Raw genomic sequence first — 21,449 nt, forward strand, 5'->3', positions numbered from 1 at the left:
TGACACTCCATCGCGAGCAGGCTCGCTCCCACAAAGGTCAGCTGCGTCTGTAAAAGGCGCAGCGCCCAACAGGTTTCAAAGGATTCGCGATGAGCAATAACGCGTCTTTCACGCCCCCAAGCCTGGTGCTGAGCACCATCGGCCTGTCGCTGGCGACCTTCATGCAGGTGCTCGACACCACCATCGCCAACGTGGCGCTGCCGACGATTTCCGGCAGCCTGGGTGTCAGTTCGGAGCAGGGCACCTGGGTCATCACCTCCTTTGCGGTGAGCAACGCCATCGCGTTGCCGCTGACCGGCTGGCTCAGCCGGCGGTTCGGTGAGGTGAAGCTGTTCCTGTGGGCGACCGTGCTGTTTGTGCTGGCCTCGTTTCTCTGCGGTATTTCCACCTCGATGCCGGAGCTGATCGGCTTCCGGGTGCTGCAAGGCCTGGTGGCCGGGCCGTTGTACCCGATGACCCAGACGCTGCTGATCGCCGTCTATCCACCGGCCAGGCGCGGCATGGCCCTGGCGTTGCTGGCGATGGTCACGGTGGTCGCGCCGATTGCAGGCCCGATCCTCGGCGGCTGGATCACCGACAGCTACAGCTGGCCGTGGATCTTCTTCATCAACGTGCCAATCGGCATCTTCGCGGTCATGGTCGTGCGTTCGCAGCTCAAGGCGCGGCCGGTGGTGACCAGTTACCAGCCGATGGATTACGTCGGCTTGATCAGCCTGGTCATCGGCGTCGGGGCGTTGCAGATCATCCTCGACAAGGGCAATGACCTCGACTGGTTCGAATCGAACTTCATCCTCATTGGCGCGGCCATTTCGCTGATTGCCCTGGCGGTGTTCGTGATCTGGGAAATGACCGACCGCCACCCGGTGGTCAACCTGCGGCTGTTCGCCTACCGCAACTTCCGCATCGGCACACTGGTGCTGGTGTTGGGCTACGCCGGGTTCTTCGGGATCAACCTGATCCTGCCGCAATGGCTGCAAACCCAGATGGGCTATACGGCCACCTGGGCCGGCCTGGCGGTGGCGCCGATCGGGATCCTGCCGGTCTTGATGTCGCCGTTTGTCGGCAAGTACGCGCACAAGTTCGACCTGCGCTTGTTGGCGGGCGTTGCGTTCCTGGCCATCGGCTTGAGCTGTTTCATGCGCGCCGGCTTCACCAACGAAGTGGACTACCAGCACATCGCCCTGGTGCAGTTGTTCATGGGGATTGGCGTGGCGTTGTTCTTCATGCCGACCCTGAGCATCCTGATGTCGGACCTGCCGCCAAACCAGATCGCCGATGGCGCGGGCCTTGCGACCTTCCTGCGGACCCTGGGCGGCAGCTTCGCGGCGTCGTTGACCACGTGGATCTGGATCCGCCGGGCCGACCAGCACCATGCATACATGAGCGAGAGCATCAGCACCTATGAGCCCGCAACCCGCGAGGCCCTGCATTCATTGGGTGGGGCGAGCAGCCAGGCGTACGCGCAGCTCGATCATGTGCTGACCAGCCAGGCGTACATGCTCTCCACCGTGGATTACTTCACGTTGCTGGGGTGGGCGTTCATGGGGTTGATCGTGATCGTCTGGCTGGCGAAACCGCCGTTTGCGGCGAAGGCGGGGCCTGCTTCTGCAGGACATTGACTGCTAAAAGATCGCAGCCTTCGGCAGCTCCTACAGGGTTATGTGTACACCTGTAGGAGCTGCCGAAGGCTGCGATCTTTTGATCTTTACGGTGTTACGAAATCAAACGGCGCCAACGCAAACCCTTGCTCATCCACCTGCAACGCCCAACCCTGCTTGTCCCAATCCCCCAGCACAATGCGCCGGGCCGCCTGTTCGCCAAGCTGCAGCTTGTGGATGGCGGGGCGGTGGGTATGGCCGTGGATCAGGGTTTTCACGCCGTATTGCTGCATGATCCGCGGAATCTCCAGGGGCGTGACGTCGACGATGTCATTGGCCTTCATCCGCGTCTGCGCGCGGCTTTCGCTGCGCAGTTTGCGCGCCAGTTTATGGCGGGTACGCAGCGGCAAGTGCCGCAGGATGAACAGGGTGATCGGGTTGCGCAGGTAGCGACGCAGCTTCATGTAGGCTTCGTCGCGGGTGCAGAGGCTGTCGCCGTGCATCAACAGCACGGGTTCGCCATTGAACTGCACGACAGTCGGATCCTTGAGCAGGGTGCAGCCGGCCTGTTTGCAGAACGCCTTGCCCAGCATGAAGTCGCGATTGCCGTGCATCAGAAATATCGCCGTGCCGCTGTCGCTCAATTCGCGCAGGGCCTGGCAGATGGAACGCTGGAACGGCGTCATGGCATCGTCGCCAATCCACGCCTCGAAAAAGTCGCCCAGAATGTACAGCGCACTCGCCGAACGGGCGCGTCCGGCGAGCAAATCCAGAAACGCCCGGGTAATGTCCGGGCGCTCCTCTTCCAGATGCAAGTCTGAAATCAGCAGTATCACTCAATGATCTCGGCTTTCTCGATGATCACGTCGTCTGCCGGTACGTCCTGGTGGCCGGACTTGGAGGTGGTGGCCACGCCTTTGATCTTGTCGACAACGTCGGTGCCGGCGGTCACTTTGCCGAATACCGCGTAGCCCCAGCCTTGCACGTTCTTGCCGCTGTGGTTGAGGAAGCTGTTGTCAGCCACGTTGATGAAGAACTGCGCGGAAGCCGAATGCGGCTCCATGGTGCGGGCCATGGCGACGGTGTACTTGTCGTTGGAAAGGCCGTTGTCAGCTTCGTTCTGGATGCTTGGGCGCTTGTCTTTCTTTTCTTTCATGCCTGGCTCGAAACCGCCGCCCTGGATCATGAAGTTACCGATGACACGGTGGAAAACGGTGTTTTCGTAGTGACCGGCTTTAACGTACTCGACGAAGTTGGCCACGGTGATCGGGGCTTTGTCGGCGTTCAGTTCGAGGACGATGTCGCCGAAGTTGGTAGTCAGTTTGACTTGGGTCATGATCGTTACTCATCAAGAGGAATTCGTGGTGTTGGGACATTGGGTCCCGCAACCGGTTCAGCCAGTCTCGGCCAAGGTGCGCAGTTTAGCGTGACAGGCGCGAATTTCGAGGCTGTTTTTTCATTTACGGCCTATTAAATACGACGGTTTACAGGGTGCGCTCTGTCAGGTACTTGACGGCATCGGCTATGATAGCGGCTTTGTTTTGTCCGGCCTTCATTACGGCCACGCACCAGTACGTTCAAGGATCCTATGAGCAAGCCCACTGTCGACCCTACCTCGAATGCCAAGACCGGCCCAGCCGTGCCGGTCAACTTCCTGCGGCCGATCATCCAGGCAGACCTGGACTCGGGCAAGCACACGCAGATCGTCACCCGTTTTCCGCCTGAGCCCAACGGCTACCTGCACATCGGCCATGCCAAGTCGATCTGCGTGAACTTCGGCCTGGCCCAGGAGTTCGGCGGCGTCACGCACCTGCGTTTCGACGACACCAACCCGGCCAAGGAAGACCAGGAATACATCGACGCGATCGAAAGCGACGTCAAGTGGCTGGGCTTCGAATGGTCCGGTGAAGTGCGCTACGCCTCGCAGTATTTCGACCAGTTGCACGACTGGGCGGTGGAGTTGATCAAGTCCGGCAAGGCCTATGTCGACGACCTGACCCCTGAACAAGCCAAGGAATACCGCGGCAGCCTGACCGAGCCGGGCAAGAACAGCCCGTTCCGCGATCGTTCGGTTGAAGAGAACCTCGACTGGTTCGCCCGCATGCGCGCCGGTGAGTTCCCGGACGGTGCACGTGTGCTGCGGGCCAAGATCGACATGGCCTCGCCGAACATGAACCTGCGTGACCCGATCATGTATCGCATCCGTCACGCGCATCACCACCAGACCGGTGACAAGTGGTGCATCTACCCGAACTACGACTTCACCCATGGTCAGTCGGACGCCATCGAAGGCATCACCCACTCGATCTGCACCCTGGAGTTCGAAAGCCACCGTCCGCTGTACGAGTGGTTCCTCGAGAACCTGCCAGTGCCGGCCAACCCGCGCCAGTACGAGTTCAGCCGCCTGAACCTGAACTACACCATCACCAGCAAGCGCAAGCTCAAGCAGCTGGTCGATGAAAAGCACGTCAACGGCTGGGACGACCCGCGCATGTCCACGCTGTCGGGCTTCCGCCGCCGTGGCTACACGCCGAAGTCGATCCGCAACTTCTGCGATATGATCGGCACCAACCGCTCCGACGGCGTGGTCGACTTCGGCATGCTCGAATTCAGCATCCGTGACGACCTCGACCACAGCGCCCCGCGCGCCATGTGCGTGCTGCGTCCGCTGAAAGTCGTGATCACCAACTATCCGGAAAGCCAGGTCGAGAACCTCGAACTGCCATGCCACCCGAAAGAAGACATGGGCGTGCGCGTCCTGCCGTTCGCCCGGGAAATCTACATCGACCGTGAAGACTTCATGGAAGAGCCGCCAAAGGGCTACAAGCGCCTGGAACCGAACGGCGAAGTGCGCCTGCGCGGCAGCTACGTGATCCGCGCCGACGAAGCGATCAAGGACGCCGATGGCAACATCGTCGAACTGCGTTGCTCCTACGATCCGGACACCCTGGGCAAGAACCCTGAAGGCCGCAAGGTCAAGGGCGTGGTGCACTGGGTGCCGGCCGCTGCCAGCGTCGAGTGCGAAGTGCGTCTGTACGATCGACTGTTCCGTTCGGCCAACCCTGAGAAGGCCGAAGACAGCGCCAGTTTCCTGGACAACATCAACCCTGACTCGCTGCAGGTACTCACCGGTTGTCGTGCTGAACCCTCGCTGGGCAATGCACAGCCGGAAGACCGTTTCCAGTTCGAGCGCGAAGGTTACTTCGTCGCGGATATCAAGGACTCGAAACCGGGCGCTCCGGTGTTCAACCGTACCGTGACCCTGCGTGACTCCTGGGGCCAGTGATTCAAGGAAATAACGTGCTAACGATCTACAACACGCTCACCAAGAGCAAAGAAGTCTTCAAGCCGCTCGATGGCAACAAGGTGCGCATGTACGTGTGCGGCATGACCGTGTACGACTACTGCCACCTGGGCCACGGTCGCAGCATGGTCGCGTTCGACCTGGTGACCCGCTGGTTGCGCTTCAGCGGCTACGACCTGACCTACGTGCGCAACATCACCGACATCGACGACAAGATCATCAACCGGGCCAATGAGAACGGCGAGTCGTTCGAAGCCTTGACCGAGCGCATGATCGCGGCGATGCACGAAGACGAAGCGCGCCTGAACATCAAGAAGCCGGACATGGAGCCGCGCGCCACGGATCACATCCCTGGCATGCACGCGATGATCCAGACCCTGATCGACAAGGGCTACGCCTACGCGCCGGGCAATGGCGACGTGTACTACCGCGTCGGCAAGTTCATGGGCTACGGCAAGCTGTCGCGCAAGAAAATCGAAGACCTGCGCATCGGCGCGCGCATCGAAGTCGACGAGTCCAAGCAGGACCCGCTGGACTTCGTGCTGTGGAAAGCCGCCAAGCCGGGCGAGCCGAGCTGGGAATCGCCATGGGGCGCCGGGCGTCCGGGCTGGCACATCGAGTGCTCGGTGATGTCGACCTGCTGCCTGGGCGAGACCTTCGACATCCATGGTGGCGGCAGCGACCTGGAGTTCCCGCACCACGAAAACGAAATCGCCCAGAGCGAAGCGGCCACTGGCAAGACCTACGCCAACGCGTGGATGCATTGCGGCATGATTCGCATCAATGGCGAGAAGATGTCCAAGTCCTTGAACAACTTCTTCACCATTCGCGATGTGCTCGACAAGTACCACCCGGAAGTCGTGCGTTACCTGCTGGTGTCGAGCCACTACCGCAGCGCCATCAACTATTCGGAAGACAACCTCAAGGACGCCAAGGGCGCCCTGGAGCGTTTCTACCACGCGTTGAAAGGCCTGCCGACTGTTGCTCCTGCTGGTGGAGAAGCCTTCGTCGAGCGATTCACCCAGGTGATGAACGACGACTTCGGCACGCCGGAAGCCTGCGCGGTGCTGTTCGAAATGGTTCGCGAGATCAACCGCCTTCGCGAGAGCGATCTCAACGCAGCGGCCGGCCTGGCTGCCCGTTTGAAAGAACTGGCCAGCGTGTTGGGCGTATTGCAGCTCGAAGCCGATGACTTCCTGCAGGCTGGCGCCGAAGGGCGTGTGGATGCGGCTGAAGTCGAAGCGCTGATCGCTGCGCGCCTGGCGGCACGTGCCGGCAAGGACTGGGCCGAATCCGACCGCATCCGCGACCAGCTCACCGCCATGGGCGTGGTGCTGGAAGACGGCAAGGGCGGGACGACCTGGCGTTTGGCTGACTGATTGCTGCTTGCGTTACAGACAAAACCCGCCTTGTGCGGGTTTTTGTTTTTGGGCAGATTGGCGGGTTCCAGTGGTGTTTGATCTGGCGCCTTCGCTGGCAAGCCAGCTCCTACAGGGTCGCGTTGTTCGCCAACATTTCGTACACCACGGACACTGTAGGAGCTGGCTTGCCAGCGAAGAGGCCCGTCCGACCAACTCATCGCTCAGCCTGGCGCAACCGCTTGTAAAGGGTATTGCGACTAACCCCCAACCGCCGCGCCAGATGCGAAATATTCCCCCCCACCGCCTGCAACTGCCGATTCAACGCCTCGGCATCATCAAGATCCACCGCCAATGGCTCCGCCGTCTCCACCGGCTCCATCTCCAGATCGACAAAAAAATCATCCGGCAAATGCTCCGGCCGCACCGGTTGTTCCTCGGCCATGGCCAGCGCCACCTGCATTACGCTGCTGACCTGCCTTAGATTCCCCGGCCACGGATGACGGCTGAACAATTCCAGCACTTCGCGGCTCAATCCCGCCCATTGCGAAGGCTCGCGGTGCTGTTCCCACAAGCGTTTGAACAGCGCCTCCTTGTCACTGCGCTCTCTCAACGGTGGCAGTTCCAGGGTCAGGCCGCCGATTCGGTAGTACAAATCCTCGCGAAAACGCCCCAGTTGCACCTGCTCACGCAAAGAACGGTTGGTCGCGGAAATGATGCGGATGTCCACCGGGAACAACTCACTGCTGCCCACCGGCTGCACGCATCGCTCCTGCAACACACGAAGCAAACGGGCCTGGGTCGGCAGCGGCATGTCACCAATTTCATCGAGGAACAGCGTGCCTTTGTCGGCCTTGCGAATCAGGCCGATACTGCCTTTCTGGTTGGCCCCGGTGAACGCGCCTTTTTCATAGCCGAACAGTTCTGACTCCACCAGTTCGGCGGGGATCGCGGCGCAGTTCACGGCGATGAACGCTTGTTTGCTGCGCGAACTGGCCTGGTGCAGGGCTTTGACGAACACTTCCTTGCCGACCCCGGTTTCGCCGTGAATCAACAACGGAATGTCTTTTTCCAGCAAGCGCTCGGCCTGGCGTACGGCTTTTTCTACACGGCTGTCGCCAAAATGCAAAGTATTGAGGCTGATTGCTGCCGGTGCTTGTACGGCAGGTTCCACGAACACTCTGGCCTGGATCGGCACCTGTTTCGGACGTTTGAGCAAGCATTGGAAACGATTGCGTCCGGAGGCCTGGAGCGAGAAGGGCAGGCCTTCGGGTTGATTCAGCAGCTCCAGCAGCGAGACCTTGAACAGGCTTTCGATGCTGACCCGCGACAGGCGCACGCCAAGCAGGTTGTCGGCGCGGCGGTTGGCGGACAGCACCTGGCCGCTCTCATCGAAAATCAGCAAGCCGGCCCACTGGCTGTCGAGGTTGTTCAGGCCGGTGTTGAAAGTCAGTTGAAAATGCTGGCCGTGGAACAGGTTGAGGATCAGCCGGTTTTCCACGGTCTGGCTCATCATCTTGACCATGCCCAGGGTATGGGAGGGCGGCAGGTAGCTGTCGCTGGATACATCCAGCACGGCGATGACCTTGCGCTCGGCATCGAAAATCGGCGCGGCGGAACCGGTCATGAAGCGGTTGGCCTTGAGGAAGTGCTCATCGTGCTCGATGTGCACCGCCTGCTCGCAGGCCAGGGCGGTACCGATCGCGTTGGTCCCGCTGCAGCGCTCCATCCAGCTGGCGCCCGCGCTGAAGCCACGGGTCAGGCTCGGCTGGATAAACCGTTGGGTGCCCCAGGACGTCAGCACCTGGCCCTGATTGTCGGCGAGCATGATCAGGCAGTTGGAGTTGCTGAGGATGTTTTCGTAATACGGCAGCACTTCCTGATGGGTGGTCTGCACCAACGAATGCTGGCTCTCCAGCAACTGCGCGATGCCTTCAGCCGGCAGCTGGTCGAACGCCGGGGTGCTCTGGTGATCGAGGCCGAACGCGCGGCAGCGGGACCAGGAGTCCTGGATGATGGCGTCGTGGGATAGCGCGGTGGCAGGTACGGCCATGACAGTCAGCCTCTGAATCAGCATTTTTATTGTTTTTATGGTGCATGCGATCCCCTGTAGGAGCTGCCGCAGGCTGCGATCTTTTGATCTTGAAAAACAAAATCAAAAGATCGCAGCCTGCGGCAGCTCCTACAGGGGTCGTGAACAGTCCATAGAGTGTTGTTCACTATTGTTCAATGTCAATCGGTGAGCTGTTCAATTGTTCACTTCAGGTTGTTCATTTCTGTTCAGCTACGAACGCCGGTTCTTCGCGGTTTTATAAAAACTCCAATCCGCTCAATGGCTTGAAATTTCTGGCACGAAAGTCGCTCTGTCACCCAGGTCGCTTGACTCCAAAAATAAAAAAGGCCGAGCCATGTCGTTAACCCTGGAGCATGTCAGCCGCACCGTCGAGGGCCAGACCTGGATCGACGATGCGTGCCTGCGTTTCGAACCCGGATCCTTCAACGTTCTGCTCGGGCGCACGCTGTCCGGCAAGACCAGCCTCATGCGCCTGATGGCCGGGCTGGACAAGCCCGACACCGGGCGCATCCTGATGAATGGCGTCGATGTCACCCAGCGCCCGGTGCGCCTTCGCAACGTGTCGATGGTGTATCAGCAGTTCATCAATTACCCGACCATGACCGTCTTCGAGAACATCGCCTCGCCGTTGCGCCAGGCCGGTGTCTCCAATGAGCAGATCCAGAGCAAGGTGCTGGAAACCGCGAAGATGCTGCGAATCGAGAAATTCCTGCAGCGTTATCCCCTGGAACTGTCCGGTGGCCAGCAGCAACGCACGGCCATGGCCCGGGCGCTGGTCAAGGATGCCGAACTGATCCTGTTCGATGAGCCGCTGGTCAACCTCGACTACAAATTGCGCGAAGAGCTGCGCCAGGAAATGCGCGAGCTGTTCAAGGCGCGCCACACCATCGCCATCTATGCCACCACCGAGCCCAACGAAGCTTTGGCCCTGGGCGGCACCACCACGATTCTGCATGAGGGCCGGGTAATCCAGAGCGGCCTGTCGTCCGAGGTCTACCACCAGCCGCAGACCGTACTGGCGGCGGAGTTGTTCTCCGAGCCGCCGATCAACCTGATGCCGGGTCGCATTGCCGGCAACGAAGTGAGCTTCGCCAATTTCGTGCACTTCCCGCTCAACGTCGATTTACGCCCGGTGGGCGAGGGCGAGTTCCGCTTTGGCGTGCGCCCCAGCCACATCTCGCTGGTGCCGAGCAACGACGACGACCTGGAACTGGCGGTGACCGTCGAAGTCGCGGAAATCAGCGGCTCGGAAACCTTCCTGCACGTGCGCAACGAGCATTTCCTGCTGGTGCTGCACTTGCCCGGGGTTCACGAATACGACGTCGATGCGCCGATCCGCATCTACATCCCGACCCATAAACTGTTCGTGTTCGATGCGCAGGGGCGGCTGGTCCAGGCGCCCGGCCGGCGCGTCGCGAGGGTTGCCTGATGGCTGAAATCCGTTTGCAGAACCTCGCCCACAGTTACACCAGCACGCCAAGCGGTCCCGAGGACTACGCGATCCGCCAGATGGATCACATCTGGGAGCAGGGCGGCGCCTACGCATTGCTCGGCCCGTCTGGCTGCGGCAAGTCGACCCTGCTCAACATCATTTCCGGCCTGCTCAGCCCGTCCCAGGGTCATGTACTGTTCGATGGCAAGGCGGTCAACAACCTGACCCCGGAAAAACGCAACATCGCCCAGGTTTTCCAGTTTCCGGTGGTCTACGACACCATGACGGTGTTCGACAACCTGGCCTTTCCGTTGCGAAACCAGGGCATGGCCGAGGCGAAGATAAACACCAAGGTGCAGGAAATTGCCGAAGTCCTCGACCTGCAGAACCTGCTGAGCAAAAAAGCCAGCAACCTCACCGCCGACGAAAAACAGAAAGTCTCCATGGGCCGTGGACTGGTGCGCGATGACGTCTCGGCGATCCTCTTCGACGAGCCGCTGACGGTGATCGACCCGCACCTGAAGTGGAAGCTGCGGCGCAAGCTCAAGCAGATCCACGAGCAGTTCAACATCACCATGGTCTACGTCACCCACGATCAGCTGGAGGCCTCGACCTTCGCCGACAAGATCGCGGTGATGTACGGCGGGCAGATCGTGCAGTTCGGCACGCCGCGGGAACTGTTCGAACGGCCGAGCCATACCTTTGTCGGTTATTTCATCGGCAGTCCGGGAATGAACCTGATCGAAGTCCGGCCGCAACCGGGTGGCGTCGGTTTTGCTTCGACCCATCTGCCCTTGTCCGAGGCCATGCAGAAACGCATCGCCGAATCCACGTGGAAAACCCTGAAAGTCGGCATTCGCCCGGAGTTCATCCATGTATGGGACGAGCCTTTTGATGACGCGCTGAGGGCACAAGTCGTACACGTCGAAGACCTCGGCACCTACAAGATCATGACCCTCAACCTCGACGGCGCGCCGCTGAAAGTGCGCCTGGCCGAAGACAAACCGGTGCCCGAAGGCACGGCGTACATCAGTTTTCCGGCGCAGTGGCTGATGGTCTACGCCGATGATTTCCTGCTCGAAGCCAATGCCAGCCAAGAGGCGCAGCCATGAACAAGGTGCAGAACAACAAGGCCTGGTGGCTGGTGCTGCCGGTGTTCCTGCTGGTGGCGTTCAGTGCGGTGATCCCGATGATGACCGTGGTCAACTACTCGGTGCAGGACATTTTCGACCAGTCCAGCCGCTACTTCGTCGGTGCCGACTGGTACAAACAAGTGCTGCTAGATCCACGCCTGCACGATTCACTGCTGCGCCAGTTCATCTACTCGGCGTGCGTGCTGCTGATCGAAATCCCCCTGGGCATCGCGATTGCCCTGACCATGCCGACCAAGGGGCGCTGGTCGTCGGTGGTGCTGATCATCCTGGCGATCCCCTTGCTGATCCCGTGGAACGTGGTCGGCACCATCTGGCAGATCTTCGGCCGGGCCGACATCGGCCTGCTGGGGGCGAGCCTCAAGGCCATGGGCATCAACTACAACTATGCGGCGAACACCATGGACGCCTGGGTCACCGTGCTGGTGATGGACGTCTGGCACTGGACCTCGCTGGTGGCGCTGTTGTGTTTCTCCGGCTTGCGGGCGATTCCGGATGTTTATTACCAGGCGGCGCGGATCGACCGTGCGTCCGCCTGGGCGGTGTTCCGCCATATCCAGCTGCCCAAGCTCAAGAGCGTGCTGTTGATCGCCGTGATGCTGCGCTTCATGGACAGTTTCATGATCTACACCGAGCCGTTCGTACTGACCGGGGGCGGACCGGGCAACGCCACCACCTTCCTCAGCCAGACCCTGACGCAGATGGCGATCGGGCAGTTCGACCTGGGGCCGGCCGCCGCGTTCTCGTTGGTGTACTTCCTGATCATCCTGTTGGTGTCCTGGCTGTTCTATACCGCCATGACTCACTCTGACGCCAACCGCTGAGGCCATCATGAGCATGAGAAAGCTTGTTCCACTGCTGATCTACATCCTGTTCCTGCTGGTGCCGATCTACTGGCTGCTGAACATGTCCTTCAAGAGCAACAGCGAAATCCTCGGCGGCCTGACGCTTTTCCCACAGGATTTCACCCTGGCCAACTACAAGGTGATCTTCACCGATCCGAGCTGGTACACCGGTTACATCAACTCGGCGTACTACGTGAGCCTGAACACCATCATCTCCCTGAGCGTGGCGTTGCCGGCGGCCTATGCGTTCTCGCGCTACCGCTTCCTCGGCGACAAGCACCTGTTCTTCTGGCTGCTGACCAACCGCATGGCGCCGCCGGCGGTGTTCCTGTTGCCGTTCTTCCAGCTGTATTCATCGATCGGCCTGTTCGACACCCACATCGCGGTAGCCCTGGCGCACTGCCTGTTCAACGTGCCACTGGCGGTGTGGATTCTCGAAGGCTTCATGTCGGGCGTGCCCAAGGAAATCGACGAAACCGCCTACATCGACGGCTACAGTTTTCCCAAGTTCTTCGTGAAGATTTTCATCCCGCTGATCGGCTCCGGCATCGGCGTCACGGCGTTTTTCTGCTTCATGTTTTCCTGGGTCGAGCTGCTGCTGGCGCGAACCCTGACCTCGGTGAACGCCAAGCCTATCGCGGCGGTGATGACCCGCACGGTCTCGGCGTCCGGCATCGACTGGGGCGTGCTGGCGGCGGCGGGGGTGTTGACCATCCTGCCAGGCATGCTGGTGATCTGGTTTGTGCGCAACCATGTGGCCAAGGGCTTTGCCCTGGGCCGGGTATGAGGAGCTGATGATGGAATGGATGAGTTGGACCGTCCCGACGGCGGCATTCTTCACTGTCATTGCCTTGATCCTGGTGGGCATGACCACCTGGGAGTTGCGTTCGCCGAGCATCCTTCGGCGAGGCTTTTTGCCGATTGCCACCACCCGTGGCGATCGGTTGTTCATCGGTCTTCTCGGCAGCGCCTACCTGCATCTGCTGGTAATCGGCGTGACCGACTGGAGCATCTGGGTCGCCTTCGCGATGTCCCTGGTGTGGCTGTTGGCTGTGATGCGGTGGGGCTAGTCGAATCGCTCGGCAATGTTGCTCCGAAACTTAAACAGGAGGTCTCTATGTTCGACAAAAACAATAAGCTGCGACATAGCATTTCATTGGCAGCCATGCTGGCACTCAGCGGTTTGAGCGCGTCTGCCTGGGCCGATGCCTATGAAGACGCCGCGAAGAAATGGATTGGCAGTGAATTCAAGCCGTCCACCCTGACGGCCGATCAGCAACTCGAAGAGCTGAAGTGGTTCATCAAGGCGGCGGAGCCGTTTCGCGGGATGAACATCAAGGTGGTATCGGAAACCATCGCCACCCACGAATACGAGTCCAAGGTGCTGGCCAAGGCCTTCACCGAAATCACCGGGATCAAGCTGACCCACGACCTGCTACAGGAAGGCGACGTGGTGGAAAAGCTGCAGACCCAGATGCAATCGGACAAGAACATCTATGACGGCTGGGTCAACGACTCGGACCTTATCGGTACGCACTTCCGCTACGGCAAGACCGAATCGATCACCGACCTGATGGCCAACGAGGGCAAGAACTTCACCTCGCCGACCCTCGATATCAAGGATTTCATCGGCATCTCCTTCACCACCGCGCCGGACGGCAAGATCTATCAATTGCCTGACCAGCAGTTCGCCAACCTGTACTGGTTCCGCGCCGACTGGTTCGAGCGCGCGGACCTCAAGGCCAAATTCAAGGAAAAGTACGGCTACGAGCTAGGCGTTCCGGTGAACTGGTCGGCCTATGAAGACATCGCCAAATTCTTCAGCGAAGACGTCAAGGAAATCGATGGCAAGCGTGTCTACGGGCACATGGACTACGGCAAGAAAGATCCGTCCCTGGGCTGGCGCTTCACCGATGCCTGGTTCTCCATGGCCGGTGGCGGTGACAAGGGCATCCCCAACGGCTTGCCGGTGGACGAGTGGGGCATCCGCGTCGAGGATTGCCACCCGGTCGGCTCCAGCGTGACCCGCGGCGGTGACACCAACGGCCCGGCGGCGGTGTTCGCCACCACCAAATACGTCGACTGGCTGAAGAAGTACGCACCACCGGAAGCGGCGGGCATGACCTTCTCCGAATCAGGCCCCGTGCCGTCCCAAGGCAACATCGCCCAGCAGATCTTCTGGTACACCGCCTTCACCGCCGACATGACCAAACCGGGCCTGGCGGTGATGAACGCCGACGGCACGCCGAAATGGCGCATGGCACCATCGCCGCGCGGGCCGTATTGGGAAGAGGGTATGAAGCTGGGCTATCAGGACGTGGGTTCCTGGACGTTCATGAAGTCCACGCCTGAGAAACAGAAACTCGCGGCCTGGCTGTACGCGCAGTTCGTGACCTCGAAAACCGTTTCGCTGAAGAAAACCATTGTCGGCCTGACCCCGATCCGCGAGTCGGACATCAACTCACAAGCCATGACCGACCTGGCACCGAAACTCGGCGGCCTGGTGGAGTTCTACCGCAGCCCGGCCCGCGTGCAATGGACCCCGACCGGCACCAACGTGCCGGACTATCCGCGTCTCGCGCAGCTGTGGTGGAGCCACATCGCCGAAGCCGCCAGCGGCGAGAAAACCCCGCAAGAAGCCCTGGACGGCCTGGCCAAGGATCAGGACGCGATCATGTCCCGTCTGGAACGCTCGAAGGCCCAAGCCACCTGCGCGCCGAAAATGAACCCGGAGCGCGATGCGCAATACTGGTTCGATCAGCCGGGTGCACCGAAACCGAAACTGGCGAACGAGAAGCCTCAGGGTGAGACCGTGAGTTATGCCGAGCTGCTGAAATCGTGGGAGGCGGCGCGTAAGTAATATCTGAGCTGTGAAACGTTAACGGCACCATAAGGTGCCGTTTGCGTTTGTGCCTGTTCCGACGCCATCGCGAGCAAGCTTGCTCCTACAATTGATCGGCGGTGTTCGCGATTAGTGTGTCCACAGAAGATCCCCTGTGGGAGCGAGCTTGCTCGCGATGAGGCCATCCCAGTCACCAAACTTCATCAGCCGAACAAACATTTGACAGCAGGACGGAAGTCTCAGATTTGAGTACCTTCGAAGTCATCAAGCATGTCATCAGTTCCTAAACGTCGGTTACCGGGTTTTCTTTCTGGATAGCTGGTCTTCAAATTTAACGGCAAATGCCTCCTGTTGAATGTCAGCTACTGCGTACCGCCCTGCAGGTAACTTCCTGAAAAAAAAGAGGGCAATAAAGATCAAAAGATCGCAGCCTGCGGCAGCTCCTACCTTGAAATGCGATCCACCTGTAGGAGCTGCCGAAGGCTGCGATCTTTTGATCTTGATACGCCAAACGCAAAAACGGCACCCGAAGGTGCCGTTTCTGTTTTCTACCGCATAAAGCTTAAGCCATCAACCCGCCAGCCCCGATTGCTGTACCAGGCTCAACAACGGCTGTGGATACAGGCCGAGGAAGAACGCCAGTACCGCGATGGCCAGCAGCATCACGCCGCCTGCGCGTTGTTCCCAGTGCAGTTGGGCATCGTGGCGACGCAGGTTCGGTTCGATCAGGTACAGGGTGACCATGACGCGCAGGTAGTAGAACACGCCGATGGCGCTGCCCAGTACCAGGGAGCCGACCAGCCACCATTGTTGCGACTGCACACCGGTGGCGATGATGTAGAACTTGCCGATGAAGCCCGCGGTCAGCGGGATACCGGCCAGGGACAGCATCATCACGGTCAGTACGGCGGTCAGGTACGGACGGCGCCAGAACAGGCCGCGGTACTCGTACAGGGCATCGGCGTCGCGGCCGTTGTACGGCGAGGACATCAGGGTGATCACGCCGAACGCGCCGAGGCTGGTGATCACGTAGGTGACCAGGTACACGCCGATGGCTTCCACGGCCAGGCCCTTGCTCGCCACCAGGGCGATCAGCAGGTAGCCGAAGTGGGCGATGGACGAGTAACCCAGCAGACGCTTGAGGTTGCTCTGGGTCAGTGCCAGCAGGTTACCGAACAGGATCGACGCGATGGCGATGATGGTCAGTACGTCGCTCAGCACACCGCTGCTCGCTGCTGGCGAGATCTGGAACAGACGCACCATCACCGCGAACACAGCGACTTTCGACGCGGTGGCCAGGAACGCTGCCACCGGTGCCGGAGCACCTTCGTAAACGTCCGGGGTCCAGAGGTGGAACGGTACCAGCGACAACTTGAACGCCAGGCCGATCAGCATCATGCCCAGGCCCAGTTGCGCCAGGGAGCTTGGCAGACCAGTGGCCGCCAGGGCCTGGCCGATGCCGTTGAAGCTCAGGCTGCCAGCGTCGGCGTAGAGCAGGGCCATACCGAACAACAGGAACGCGGAACCGGCAGCCGACAGCACCATGTACTTGATGCCGGCTTCCAGCGAGCGCTTGTTGAAGAAGGCATAGGCCACCAGGCCGTAGACCGGTACCGAGAGCAGTTCCAGGCCGACGAACAAGCCGGCCAGGTGCTGCGCGCTGACCAGTACCAGGCCACCGGCGGCGGCCATCAGGATCAGCAGGTACAGTTCTTCACGGTTGCCCGGGTAACCCGAACCGCCATCGCCGAGGTAGGCGTGGGCGAGGGTGACACAGGCGAGGGTGGCGACCAGGATCAGCGCCATGTACAGGCAGGCGAAGGTGTCGATCTGCAGCAGTGGAGTCACCGCCAGAGGCGCGACTTTCAGGGCTGGCAGGATCGACAGCAGAGCCAGGTTCAGACCTGCCACCGACAGCAGGAAGGTCTGGGAGTGGTTGCGGCGCCAGGCAATCGCCAGCATCACCACGATGATCGTGGCGCTGGTGATCAACAACGGCGCTAGCGCGATAAAGTGTTGAGTCGTGAATTCCATAGCGCTCTTACCGGGCCGAAGCGAGTTGAGTGAAGGCGGTGCCGAGCCACTGCTGCACGCCATGCATCGTCGCGGCAGAGGTATCGAGGAACGGTTGCGGGTACACGCCGATGTAGATCAGCAGTGCTGCCAGGCCGACCACCATGATCATTTCGCGACCGTCCATGCCATGCAGTACCGCGTCCGATTTGGCCGGGCCGAAGTAGGCACGGTGGATCATGATCAGCGAGTAGACCGAACCGAACACCAGGCCGGTGGTGGCGATGATGGTCACCCATGGAGCGATCGGGAAAGTACCGATCAGGATCAGGAACTCACCGACGAAGTTACCGGTACCCGGCAGGCCTAGGGACGCCGCTGCAAAGAACAGGCTGAGGGCTGGCAGGTAGGCGATCTTCGACCACAGACCACCCATTTCACGCATGTCGCGGGTGTGGGTGCGCTCGTACAGCTGGCCGCTGAGGATAAAGAGTGCCGCCGCCGACAGGCCGTGCGCCAGCATCTGCATCACCGCGCCCTGCAGCGCCAGTTGGCTGCCGGAGTAGATGCCGATCAGTACGAAGCCCATGTGGGAAACGGACGAGAAGGCGATCAGACGCTTGATGTCGGTTTGCGCGAACGCCAGGAACGCACCGTAGAAGATCCCGATCAGGCCCAGGGCCATTGCAAACGGCGCGAACTCGGCCGAGGCATTCGGGAACAGCGGCAGGGCGAAACGCAGCAGGCCGTAGGCCGCGGTTTTCAGCAAGATACCGGCGAGGTCGACGGAACCTGCGGTCGGCGCCTGGGCGTGAGCGTCAGGCAACCAGGAGTGGAACGGCACGACTGGCAGCTTGACCGCGAAGGCGATGAAGAAGCCGAGCATCAGGATGTACTCGGTGGTCATCGACATCTTGGTCTTCAACAGGTCGGCGTAGTTGAAGGTAATCACGCCGGTGTCGTTGAAGTTGACCAGTACCAGACCGAGGATCGCCACCAGCATGATCAGGCCGGAAGCCTGAGTGAAGATGAAGAACTTGGTCGCCGCGTAGATCCGGGTTTTCTTGCCATCCGAAGAACTGTGACCCCAGAGCGCGATGAGGAAGTACATCGGCACCAGCATCATTTCCCAGAAGAAGAAGAACATGAACAGGTCGAGGGCGAGGAACACGCCGACGACACCGCCCAGGATCCACATCAGGTTCAGGTGGAAGAAGCCCACGTGACGCTGGATCTCTTTCCACGAGCAGAGTACCGAGAGCACACCCAGCAGACCGGTCAGCATGATCATCAACAGCGACAGGCCGTCGAGGGCCAGGTGCACGTTGATGCCGAAGCGTTCGATCCAGACGTGCTTGAACTCAAGCGCCCAGGTCGGGTCGGCGCCAGGCGCCGGGGCAAATGAATAATCACCGTTGGCCCACAGCCAGAGGCCGAGAGCGAGCAACAGGGACATGGTGATCAGCGCAATCCAGCGGGGGAGGGTGGCGCCGAAGCGCTCACCCATCCAGCACAGCAGGCCGCCGATGAAGGGAATCAGGATTAGCCAAGGCAGAATCATGACGGGTTCGTTTCCTTTCGCAAATTCGCAAGGTTCATATCAGACCGCTACCAGCACGACAGCGCCGATGACCAGCACGGCACCAGCAGCCATCGAGGCGGCGTACCAACGCAGTTGACCGGTCTCGGTACGGCTCAGGGCGGTGTGACCGCCTTTGGCCATGCGCGGGATCAGACCGATGGTCTGGTCGAGCGGGTCTTTGCGCAGGATGTGGCTGATCGCCAGGTATGGCTTGACGAACAGTTTGTCGTAGATCCAGTCGAAGCCCCAGGCAGCGAACCACCAGGCCGAGAGGAAACGGCCGATGCCGCTGTTGGCGATGGCGGTGACGAAGCGACGCTTGCCGAGGAACAGCAAGGCTGCCAGCAGGATACCGGCCAGGGCGATGGCGCCCGAAGCGATTTCCAGGCTGTGCTTGGCTTCGCCGCCGGCATGGCCGACGCTTTGCGGCAGCACGCCGTGCAGTGGCGGAACGATCATCGCGCCGATGGCGGTGGACAATACGATCAGCACCGACAGTGGCAGCCAGTGGGCAATGCCGTGACCGGCGTGGGCTTCGGTCTTCGCTTCACCGTGGAACGCGATGAAGATCAGGCGGAAGGTGTACAGCGAGGTCATGAACGCACCGACCAGACCGGCATACAGCAGGCCTTCGTTACCGCTGGCAAACGCTTCCCAGAGGATTTCGTCCTTGGAGTAGAAGCCTGCGGTCACCAGTGGCAGGGCCGCCAGGGCCGCGCCGCCGACGATGAAGCTGGCGTAGGCCAGAGGCAGTTTCTTCCACAGGCCGCCCATCTTGAAGATGTTCTGCTCGTGGTGGCAGGCAACGATCACCGCACCGGAGGCAAGGAACAGCAGGGCCTTGAAGAAGGCGTGGGTCATCAGGTGGAAGATTGCGCCATCCCAGGCACCCACGCCCAGGGCCAGGAACATGTAGCCGATCTGGCTCATGGTCGAGTAGGCGAGGATACGCTTGATGTCGGTCTGGACCAGGGCGGCGAAACCTGCAAGCACCAGGGTCACACCACCAACGATACCTACAAGATGCAGGATTTCCGGCGCCAGGGTGAACAGGCCGTGGGTACGGGCGATCAGGTAGACACCGGCGGTCACCATGGTTGCGGCGTGGATCAGTGCCGAAACCGGGGTAGGACCGGCCATCGCGTCCGCCAGCCAGGTTTGCAGCGGCAGTTGCGCGGATTTACCGACAGCGCCGCCCAGCAGCATCAGGGTGGCCATGACCATCCAGAAGTCGCCGGCCTGGAATTTCTGCGGTGCCAGCACCAGCAGTTCCTGGACATTCAGCGTGCCCAGTTGGGCAAACAGGATGAACAGGCCGATGGCCATGAACACGTCGCCGATACGGGTGACGATGAATGCCTTGAGTGCCGCGTTACCGTTGTTGCGGTTGCTGTAGTAGAAACCGATCAACAGGTACGAGCACAGGCCCACGCCTTCCCAGCCGAAGTACAGGAACAACAGGTTATCGCCCAGCACCAGGAACAGCATGCTGGCGATGAACAGGTTGGTGTAGGCGAAGAAGCGCGAGTAACCGGCTTCACCGCGCATGTACCAGGACGCGAACAGGTGGATCAGGAAGCCGACGCCGACAACCACGCCGAGCATGGTGACCGACAGGCCGTCCAGGTACAGCGCGAAGTTCGGCGTGAAACCTTCCACCGCCATCCACTGCCACAACACCTGGGTGTAGTGGCCGCCTTGTGGCGGGGCGACGTTGAATTGCCAGATCACGTAGGCGGTGACGATCGCCGACAGACCGATGGAGCCGACGCCGATCAGCGCGGCGAGGTTTTCCGAGATGCGTCCACGGGAGAACGACAGCAGCAGGAAACCTATGAGAGGGAATACGAAAGTCAGATAGAGAAGATTCATCCGCGCATCTCACTGGCAGCGTCGATATCGAGCGTGTGGAAGCGGCGATACAGTTGCAGCAGGATCGCCAGGCCAATACTGGCCTCGGCGGCTGCCAGGCTGATCACCAGGATGAACATGATCTGTCCATCCGGCTGCGCCCAGCGGCTACCGGCAACGATGAACGCCAGGGCGGAGGCATTCATCATGACCTCCAGGCTCATCAGCACGAAGAGGATGTTGCGGCGGACCATCAGGCCGACCAGGCCGAGGCAGAACAGGATGCCGGCGACCGCCAGACCATGCTCCATGGGGATAGCAGGCATCGTCATTGCTCCTTGGCTTCGTTACGGCCCAAATGGAACGCCGTCACGGCTGCGGCGAGCAGCAGCATCGAGGCGAGTTCGACCACCAGCAGGTAAGGACCGAACAGGCTGATGCCCACGGCCTTGGCGTCTACGGTGGTGTGGCCGACGGCCTGGCCGCTCTGGTGGGCGAACAGCACGTACAGCAGTTCCACCAGCAGCAGGGCGCCGAGTACGACCGGGCCGAGCCAGATGCCGGGCTTGAGCCAGACGCGCTCCTGCTGAACCGAGGCGGGCCCCAGGTTCAGCATCATCACCACGAACACGAACAGCACCATGATGGCGCCAGCGTAGGCGATCACTTCCAGGACACCGGCAAACGGTGCGCCGAGGGCGAAGAACGTCATGGCCACGGCGATCAGCGAAATGATCAGGTAGAGCAGGGCGTGCACAGGGTTGGTGTTGGTGATCACGCGGAGCGTGGACACCACAGCGATACCCGATGCGAAATAGAAAGCGAATTCCATCTTTCTTCCTTAAGGCAGCAAGCTCTTCACGTTGATCGGTTCGGCTTCATTCTGCGCGGAGCCTTTTGGCTTACCGGCAATCGCCATACCTGCAACACGATAGAAGTTGTAATCAGGGTTTTTGCCGGGGCCGGAGATCAGCAGATCTTCTTTCTCGTAAACCAGGTCCTGACGTTTGAACTCGGCCATTTCGAAGTCCGGCGTGAGCTGGATCGCGGTGGTCGGGCAGGCTTCCTCGCAGAGGCCACAGAAAATGCAGCGCGAGAAGTTGATGCGGAAGAAGTCCGGGTACCAGCGACCGTCTTCGGTTTCAGCTTTCTGCAGCGAGATGCAACCGACCGGGCACGCCACGGCGCACAGGTTGCAGGCTACACAACGCTCTTCGCCGTCGGGGTCGCGGGTCAGGACGATACGTCCACGGTAGCGCGGCGGCAGGTAGACCGGTTCTTCCGGGTACTGCAGCGTGTCGCGCTTGCGGAAGGCGTGGCCGAAGATCATCACCAGGCTGCGAAGCTGGGTGTAGAAGCCATGCACGATGTCAAATATGTACTTCATGATTCTCTATCC

General features: G+C 60.5%; 18 protein-coding genes. 9 read left to right on the forward strand and 9 right to left on the reverse strand.

Annotated elements, in window-relative coordinates:
* Positions 1–89 precede the first annotated feature (89 nt).
* Positions 90–1,619 carry a DHA2 family efflux MFS transporter permease subunit gene (locus NPS56_RS11640; protein WP_274074742.1) on the forward strand — a complete coding sequence of 510 codons (1,530 nt, stop codon included), beginning with the start codon at positions 90–92 and terminating at the stop codon, positions 1,617–1,619.
* 86 nt (positions 1,620–1,705) lie between these two features.
* Here NPS56_RS11640 and lpxH read toward each other — a convergent pair whose 3' ends face one another.
* Together lpxH and NPS56_RS11650 are read right to left on the reverse strand one after the other, a co-directional pair.
* Positions 1,706–2,434 carry a UDP-2,3-diacylglucosamine diphosphatase gene (lpxH, locus tag NPS56_RS11645; protein WP_274074743.1) on the reverse strand — a complete coding sequence of 243 codons (729 nt, stop codon included), beginning with the start codon at positions 2,432–2,434 and terminating at the stop codon, positions 1,706–1,708.
* On the reverse strand, positions 2,431–2,934 hold the full coding sequence (locus NPS56_RS11650) for a peptidylprolyl isomerase (RefSeq protein WP_008053603.1): 504 nt from the start codon (positions 2,932–2,934) through the stop codon (positions 2,431–2,433). The genes lpxH and NPS56_RS11650 overlap by 4 nt, the downstream gene beginning before the upstream one ends.
* 252 nt (positions 2,935–3,186) lie before the next feature.
* Here NPS56_RS11650 and NPS56_RS11655 point away from each other — a divergent pair, with 252 nt between their 5' ends.
* Both NPS56_RS11655 and cysS read left to right on the forward strand, forming a co-directional pair.
* Positions 3,187–4,884 carry a glutamine--tRNA ligase/YqeY domain fusion protein gene (locus NPS56_RS11655; RefSeq protein WP_274074744.1) on the forward strand — a complete coding sequence of 566 codons (1,698 nt, stop codon included), beginning with the start codon at positions 3,187–3,189 and terminating at the stop codon, positions 4,882–4,884.
* 14 nt (positions 4,885–4,898) lie between these two features.
* Positions 4,899–6,281: a cysteine--tRNA ligase gene (gene cysS, locus NPS56_RS11660; RefSeq protein WP_077185927.1), complete on the forward strand. Its 1,383-nt coding sequence runs from the start codon at positions 4,899–4,901 to the stop codon at positions 6,279–6,281.
* Between the two features lie 196 nt (positions 6,282–6,477).
* On the opposite strand, the gene NPS56_RS11665 is transcribed toward cysS, so the two are convergent.
* Positions 6,478–8,313, reverse strand: a complete 1,836-nt coding sequence (locus tag NPS56_RS11665) for a sigma-54-dependent Fis family transcriptional regulator (RefSeq protein WP_274074745.1) — start codon at positions 8,311–8,313, stop codon at positions 6,478–6,480.
* Positions 8,314–8,668: 355 nt separating this feature from the next.
* Between NPS56_RS11665 and NPS56_RS11670 the strand changes: the two genes are divergently transcribed.
* Genes NPS56_RS11670 through NPS56_RS11695 form a run of 6 tightly spaced genes read left to right on the forward strand, consistent with a single transcriptional unit; the run spans position 8,669 to position 14,622 of the window.
* On the forward strand, positions 8,669–9,763 hold the full coding sequence (locus tag NPS56_RS11670; protein WP_274074746.1) for an ABC transporter ATP-binding protein: 1,095 nt from the start codon (positions 8,669–8,671) through the stop codon (positions 9,761–9,763).
* Positions 9,763–10,878 carry an ABC transporter ATP-binding protein gene (locus tag NPS56_RS11675; RefSeq protein WP_274074747.1) on the forward strand — a complete coding sequence of 372 codons (1,116 nt, stop codon included), beginning with the start codon at positions 9,763–9,765 and terminating at the stop codon, positions 10,876–10,878. The genes NPS56_RS11670 and NPS56_RS11675 overlap by 1 nt, the downstream gene beginning before the upstream one ends.
* Positions 10,875–11,741, forward strand: a complete 867-nt coding sequence (locus NPS56_RS11680) for a carbohydrate ABC transporter permease (protein ID WP_020801179.1) — start codon at positions 10,875–10,877, stop codon at positions 11,739–11,741. Before NPS56_RS11675 ends, NPS56_RS11680 begins: the two co-directional genes overlap by 4 nt.
* A 7-nt stretch (positions 11,742–11,748) precedes the next feature.
* On the forward strand, positions 11,749–12,549 hold the full coding sequence (locus NPS56_RS11685) for a carbohydrate ABC transporter permease (protein WP_274074748.1): 801 nt from the start codon (positions 11,749–11,751) through the stop codon (positions 12,547–12,549).
* A gap of 10 nt (positions 12,550–12,559) precedes the next feature.
* The gene (locus NPS56_RS11690; protein ID WP_274074749.1) at positions 12,560–12,832 is read left to right on the forward strand and encodes a DUF2160 domain-containing protein; all 273 of its coding nucleotides are present in this window, start codon (positions 12,560–12,562) and stop codon (positions 12,830–12,832) included.
* Positions 12,833–12,879: 47 nt separating this feature from the next.
* Positions 12,880–14,622 (forward strand): extracellular solute-binding protein, encoded by a 1,743-nt coding sequence (locus NPS56_RS11695; RefSeq protein ID WP_274074750.1) that lies wholly within the window; start codon positions 12,880–12,882, stop codon positions 14,620–14,622.
* Between the two features lie 552 nt (positions 14,623–15,174).
* On the opposite strand, the gene nuoN is transcribed toward NPS56_RS11695, so the two are convergent.
* Genes nuoN through nuoI form a run of 6 tightly spaced genes read right to left on the reverse strand, consistent with a single transcriptional unit; the run spans position 15,175 to position 21,437 of the window.
* Entirely contained in the window at positions 15,175–16,638 is a 1,464-nt protein-coding gene (gene nuoN, locus NPS56_RS11700) for an NADH-quinone oxidoreductase subunit NuoN (protein WP_274074751.1), read from the reverse strand.
* A 7-nt stretch (positions 16,639–16,645) separates the two neighbouring features.
* A complete protein-coding gene (nuoM, locus tag NPS56_RS11705; RefSeq protein WP_274074752.1) occupies positions 16,646–18,178 on the reverse strand; it encodes an NADH-quinone oxidoreductase subunit M in 1,533 nt (510 codons plus the stop codon).
* Positions 18,179–18,217: 39 nt separating this feature from the next.
* The gene (gene nuoL, locus NPS56_RS11710) at positions 18,218–20,071 is read right to left on the reverse strand and encodes an NADH-quinone oxidoreductase subunit L (protein WP_274074753.1); all 1,854 of its coding nucleotides are present in this window, start codon (positions 20,069–20,071) and stop codon (positions 18,218–18,220) included.
* On the reverse strand, positions 20,068–20,376 hold the full coding sequence (nuoK, locus tag NPS56_RS11715) for an NADH-quinone oxidoreductase subunit NuoK (RefSeq protein WP_007946416.1): 309 nt from the start codon (positions 20,374–20,376) through the stop codon (positions 20,068–20,070). Before nuoK ends, nuoL begins: the two co-directional genes overlap by 4 nt.
* Before the next feature lie 2 nt (positions 20,377–20,378).
* Positions 20,379–20,882 carry an NADH-quinone oxidoreductase subunit J gene (gene nuoJ / locus NPS56_RS11720; protein ID WP_274074754.1) on the reverse strand — a complete coding sequence of 168 codons (504 nt, stop codon included), beginning with the start codon at positions 20,880–20,882 and terminating at the stop codon, positions 20,379–20,381.
* A 9-nt stretch (positions 20,883–20,891) separates the two neighbouring features.
* Positions 20,892–21,437 (reverse strand): NADH-quinone oxidoreductase subunit NuoI, encoded by a 546-nt coding sequence (nuoI, locus tag NPS56_RS11725; protein ID WP_007970449.1) that lies wholly within the window; start codon positions 21,435–21,437, stop codon positions 20,892–20,894.
* Between the last annotated feature and the right edge of the window lie 12 nt (positions 21,438–21,449).

The sequence above is a fragment of the Pseudomonas putida genome (genome assembly GCF_028682635.1).
Classification (GTDB): domain Bacteria; phylum Pseudomonadota; class Gammaproteobacteria; order Pseudomonadales; family Pseudomonadaceae; genus Aquipseudomonas; species Aquipseudomonas putida_AE.